Below are 3,975 nucleotides of genomic sequence, written 5' to 3' on the forward strand. Positions count from 1 at the left end.
GACGACAAATCGGTAGCGAAGCGAATTTCGCCTCGAATCCGGGACTCGGATAGCGCTACCCTGTAGCCATGTCGGAGCTTCCAGAAATTCGTATCGGCACTGTCGATCGGGAAAAGGCACTCGAGGCGCTGAGCCTGCACTTCAGCGAGGGTCGTCTCACTGTTCCCGAATTCGACGAGCGCAGTGCCACTATCACTTCGGCCACGACGCGCGGGGAGCTCGACAAGGTATTCGTCGACCTCCCCGCTGCGTCGGCGACGCCCGCTCCACTCGGGAAGTCGCCGGCCCCGACCGAGACCAGCGGCGGCATCGACTGGCGTGCAGTGGTGATGCCGCTGGTCATCTTCGGATCCCTGGCATTGTTCTTCCTCACCGATTTCGACCAGAAATGGCTCTTCTTCCTCCTCATTCCGGTTGCCGGCGCCCTCCTGTCCGCAGGTGGACAATCCAAGAAGAAGAAAAAGAAGAAGAACCGTTGAAAGCACTCCTGTTCGACGTGTTCGGTACCGTCGTCGACTGGCGTACCAGTGTCGCGCGCGAAGTCCGGGACCGGTGTGGTCCCGACATCGACAGCCACGCGTTCGCGGACCGGTGGCGCAGCCTGTACCAGCCGGCGATGGAGGAGGTCCGGTCCGGTCGCAGGCCCTTCACTCGGCTCGACGTACTGCACATGGAGTCGCTCCGGTTCGTGTTGTCGGAGTTCGACGTTCGGCTGGACGAGGATGGCATCGACGACTTGAATCGGGCGTGGCATCGATTGGACCCCTGGCCGGATTCGGTTCCCGGACTCACCCGGCTACGCACCGAGTTCATCATCGCTCCGCTCTCGAACGGCAATATCTCACTACTGCTCGAGATGGCCAAGAATGCCGGACTGCCGTGGGACGCCATCCTCGGAGCAGAACCGGTACAGGCGTACAAACCCATGCCCGACGCATACTTACGCACGGCAGAGGTTCTGGGTCTCGAGCCGAGCGAATGCATGATGGTGGCCGCGCACAACAGTGATCTCGCAGCGGCAGCCGAGTGTGGGTTCGCCACCGCGTTCGTCGCCCGTCCACTCGAACACGGCCCGGGTCAGACTTCCGACATCACCGCTGAGGCCGTGTGGACCTACAGCGTCGACTCGATCGATTCTCTGGCAACACAATTGGGCTGTTGACCGGCCTCAGTTTTCGGCTGCGGGTACGAGTCGAGCCGCGATCCAGTCGTTCACCTCGGCATGAGATCGGAATCGAACGATAGGTAGCTCCGGTCGGCGCACACTCAGTCGATGTACGCGCTCGGACGCCAGTGGATGGGTGTTCCAGGCCCATCGAACGACGTGCGCCCGGTCGAAGAAGATGCGGTGCAGAGGGGGCTCGACATTGCCGTTCCACAGCTCTTGCCTGCCGATCCGGCGACGTAGCGTCCGAACTACGACCTGCCGCATCACCGTTCGACGCGGCAGATCGAGCCACAGTAATAGATCCGCACGATCGGCGAGGCGATCGCGCACAGCGTGGTACTGCCACTCGGTGACCCAGGCCGGGCGCGAGATGAACTTCTCGACGTCGGATTCGAACGTCGCACGCGGCTTCCAATCAGGCCCGTGATAGAGGCTGTCGATCTCGATGTGTTCGATTCCCAGAATCGATCCGAGACGGGCAGACAGTGTCGTTTTGCCGGAACCGGACGTCCCCGCAACGACGATCCTCGAGGGGCAACGTAGAACTGCATCGTTCGGTCCGAGCATCACGGAGACGACGGTAGCGAACCGTAGGTACCGATAGGGCGTCGACTGCGTCGAATGATTGCCACGATCCCGACAGTCAGGGGCACCTGCAGAAATACGATGGCGTTGAGAGCGTCGTTCGGAAGAGGCAAGTAGTCGAAGAACTGGGCAGTTCCGGTCACGATGAGCACCAGGTAGGACAGCTGCATCGACAGCATATGTCGCCGAACCCAACCCGCTCGAGAGCGCCCGAACACGGGTTGCCACCAGCCGCACAGCACCAGAACGCCGGTCAGCACCGACACTGCGTGAAACACGCTCCAGCCGTTCCGAAGGTCGGTGACGAAGAACGACGACGCGACCATAACCAGCAAGGCAAAGCCGTACATCCGTCCCCAGTGCCGGTGACGCGGCGTCCCTTTGCGCGCGAGCAGAATCACGGCACCGAGCAGAACCGACAGCAGCGCGGCCGATATGTGGAGCACCGTGATCGACATCGGCCACCACCTTTCGCGGTCTCGACGCTACCGAATCATGAGCACCGACGCTGCGTCTGGGCTTGCCGTACCCGACTGAGTTAGCCCTCTACGGTTGGGCACACAGCGCTACGATCGCCTCCGCCATGTGGTTCACGAACTCTCGACGCGCCGGCTCGGGCAGCCGGTCGAGTGAGAGATATGGATTCAGGTCTTCGAGCTCGAGCAACAGCAGCGCTCCGTCAACGGTGCGGCACGCGTCGACCCGCGCGATTCCGTGGTCGATGTCGTTCCAGTCGACGAATCGTTGCGCGAACTCTTCGTCCTGAGCCGTAGCCGAGTACGGCTCCAAGTCCCAGCGTCGGCCGGGGTCCGGAGCGTGCAAAGAGTATTGCAATGTGCGCCCGATGAAGTAGAACGACACTTCGTACAGAAAATCGATTCGCGGCTGAATCAGATGGTCCGCCTCGACTTCCGACAGTTCGGCGTGCCCGATGTGACGCATACCGATCGAGTCGGCACCCCATTTCGGTTTCACCACATAGGTATCCACCTCGGGTAAGCGCGAGACATCCCGCGGGCCGTCGACAGTAGGAATGACCGGAAAACCATCTGCAAAAAGGTCGACCAGGTACTGCTTGCCTCTCTGGTCGCCTTTGCCGGTGAGCTGGGTGAAGACCCTCGTGCCGTTCTTGCGCGCGTGGCGAGTAAACGCGTCGAAAGCGTCCTGGTACCCCAGCACCGGCCCGGAGTTCCGGATAACGACAACATCGAAGCCATCCATCAGCGCACGCGCTTCGAGCGGGTGACACAGCGCAATGTCGACACACTCGCGGAGCTGCGACGACAGAAAGATGTCTTCGTCGCAGTAGCGTCGGCCCCTCGACAGATAAGCCAGGTCGGTGACGAAGAGAACGCGCGGACGGGGTGCATACATCGCGCGAATCCTACCGATCGAAGAGGTAGCTACAGGACATCAGCGGCAATCCGAGGCGGTCACGATGGTCGTTTGCGAGCCATCAGATACGCCTGCGGTGTCGGCTCGTATCCCACCGGAGCCCGGTGCACTCGAACTTCGACATCGAAATTCGCATCGACCACCATGGCCGCAATGGCATCGAGGTCCAGTCGGTAAGCGTCGTACGAGACCGAGTGTCCGTAGGCATGCTCGAGGCGGACTCTCTCGTCACCCGATTGAAATGCGAGCAGCAGCAGTCCGTCCGGCACCACTACTCGATTCAGTTCGGCGAATACCGCAGGCAGATGCTCGGGAGGAGTGTGAATGATCGAGTACCAGGCGACGATGCCTGCAACGGAATTGTCTCTCGCGTCCAACGACTCCATCGATCCGACCAGGAATCGAAGGTGTGGGTATTCGCGCCGAGCAACGTCGATCATGTTGGGCGAGAGGTCGATTCCGGTGACATCGAGGCCGAGTCGGTGCACATGCTCGGTGATGCGGCCGGATCCACAGCCGACCTCGAGAACCTCGCCTGCCGGAACTCGGTCTGCGAACGTAGCCAACAGACCATGCTCGAGGTGTCGACCGTCGAGTTCGCCGCGAACGAGGTCGGCGTAGCTCTCGGCCACGGTGTCGTAGGCGATCCTGGTCATCGAAACATGCTGTTGCTCGGCCACAATCGCTACGTTACCGGCTCAACTTGCGGGGTCGGATACGAGTGCGTGAGCATCTCGAAGAAGTGCCCGGTGGGTCTCGGAAATACACTCCCCGGCCACCGAATCCAAGTCACCCCCCCTCGTGCGCCTTTCGTTCACCCCTCCGCA

General features: G+C 61.4%; 6 protein-coding genes. 2 read left to right on the forward strand and 4 right to left on the reverse strand.

The window, feature by feature from the left end; translation table 11 throughout:
- Positions 1-68 precede the first annotated feature (68 nt).
- Together RHODMAR_RS19480 and RHODMAR_RS19485 are read left to right on the forward strand one after the other, a co-directional pair.
- Complete coding sequence (locus RHODMAR_RS19480; protein ID WP_008717894.1) at positions 69-479, forward strand: DUF1707 SHOCT-like domain-containing protein; 411 nt, start codon at positions 69-71, stop codon at positions 477-479.
- Entirely contained in the window at positions 476-1,162 is a 687-nt protein-coding gene (locus RHODMAR_RS19485; protein WP_008717896.1) for a haloacid dehalogenase type II, read from the forward strand. The genes RHODMAR_RS19480 and RHODMAR_RS19485 overlap by 4 nt, the downstream gene beginning before the upstream one ends.
- A gap of 6 nt (positions 1,163-1,168) precedes the next feature.
- Here the strand turns inward: RHODMAR_RS19485 and RHODMAR_RS19490 are convergent, their stop codons facing one another.
- The 4 genes from RHODMAR_RS19490 to RHODMAR_RS19505 form a co-directional block, all read right to left on the reverse strand.
- Positions 1,169-1,735 (reverse strand): adenylate kinase, encoded by a 567-nt coding sequence (locus RHODMAR_RS19490; RefSeq protein WP_008717898.1) that lies wholly within the window; start codon positions 1,733-1,735, stop codon positions 1,169-1,171.
- Positions 1,735-2,211 carry a DUF2306 domain-containing protein gene (locus RHODMAR_RS27070; protein WP_008717900.1) on the reverse strand — a complete coding sequence of 159 codons (477 nt, stop codon included), beginning with the start codon at positions 2,209-2,211 and terminating at the stop codon, positions 1,735-1,737. The genes RHODMAR_RS19490 and RHODMAR_RS27070 overlap by 1 nt, the downstream gene beginning before the upstream one ends.
- An 88-nt stretch (positions 2,212-2,299) precedes the next feature.
- Positions 2,300-3,127: a hypothetical protein gene (locus tag RHODMAR_RS19500; RefSeq protein ID WP_008717901.1), complete on the reverse strand. Its 828-nt coding sequence runs from the start codon at positions 3,125-3,127 to the stop codon at positions 2,300-2,302.
- A 59-nt stretch (positions 3,128-3,186) separates the two neighbouring features.
- Positions 3,187-3,804, reverse strand: a complete 618-nt coding sequence (locus tag RHODMAR_RS19505; RefSeq protein ID WP_008717903.1) for a class I SAM-dependent DNA methyltransferase — start codon at positions 3,802-3,804, stop codon at positions 3,187-3,189.
- Positions 3,805-3,975 lie beyond the last annotated feature (171 nt).

Origin of the sequence: Rhodococcus sp. AW25M09, from assembly GCF_000333955.1 — a bacterium.
Classification (GTDB): Bacteria; Actinomycetota; Actinomycetes; order Mycobacteriales; family Mycobacteriaceae; genus Rhodococcoides.

What these genes read in the sequence shown, in the direction of transcription:
- RHODMAR_RS27070 (WP_008717900.1), bottom strand. Translation starts at nt 2,211, where the DNA reads ATGTCGATCACGGTGCTCCACATATCGGCCGCGCTGCTGTCGGTTCTG.
- RHODMAR_RS19480 (WP_008717894.1), top strand. Translation starts at nt 69, where the DNA reads ATGTCGGAGCTTCCAGAAATTCGTATCGGCACTGTCGATCGGGAAAAG.
- RHODMAR_RS19490 (WP_008717898.1), bottom strand. Translation starts at nt 1,735, where the DNA reads ATGCTCGGACCGAACGATGCAGTTCTACGTTGCCCCTCGAGGATCGTC.
- RHODMAR_RS19505 (WP_008717903.1), bottom strand. Translation starts at nt 3,804, where the DNA reads ATGACCAGGATCGCCTACGACACCGTGGCCGAGAGCTACGCCGACCTC.
- RHODMAR_RS19500 (WP_008717901.1), bottom strand. Translation starts at nt 3,127, where the DNA reads ATGTATGCACCCCGTCCGCGCGTTCTCTTCGTCACCGACCTGGCTTAT.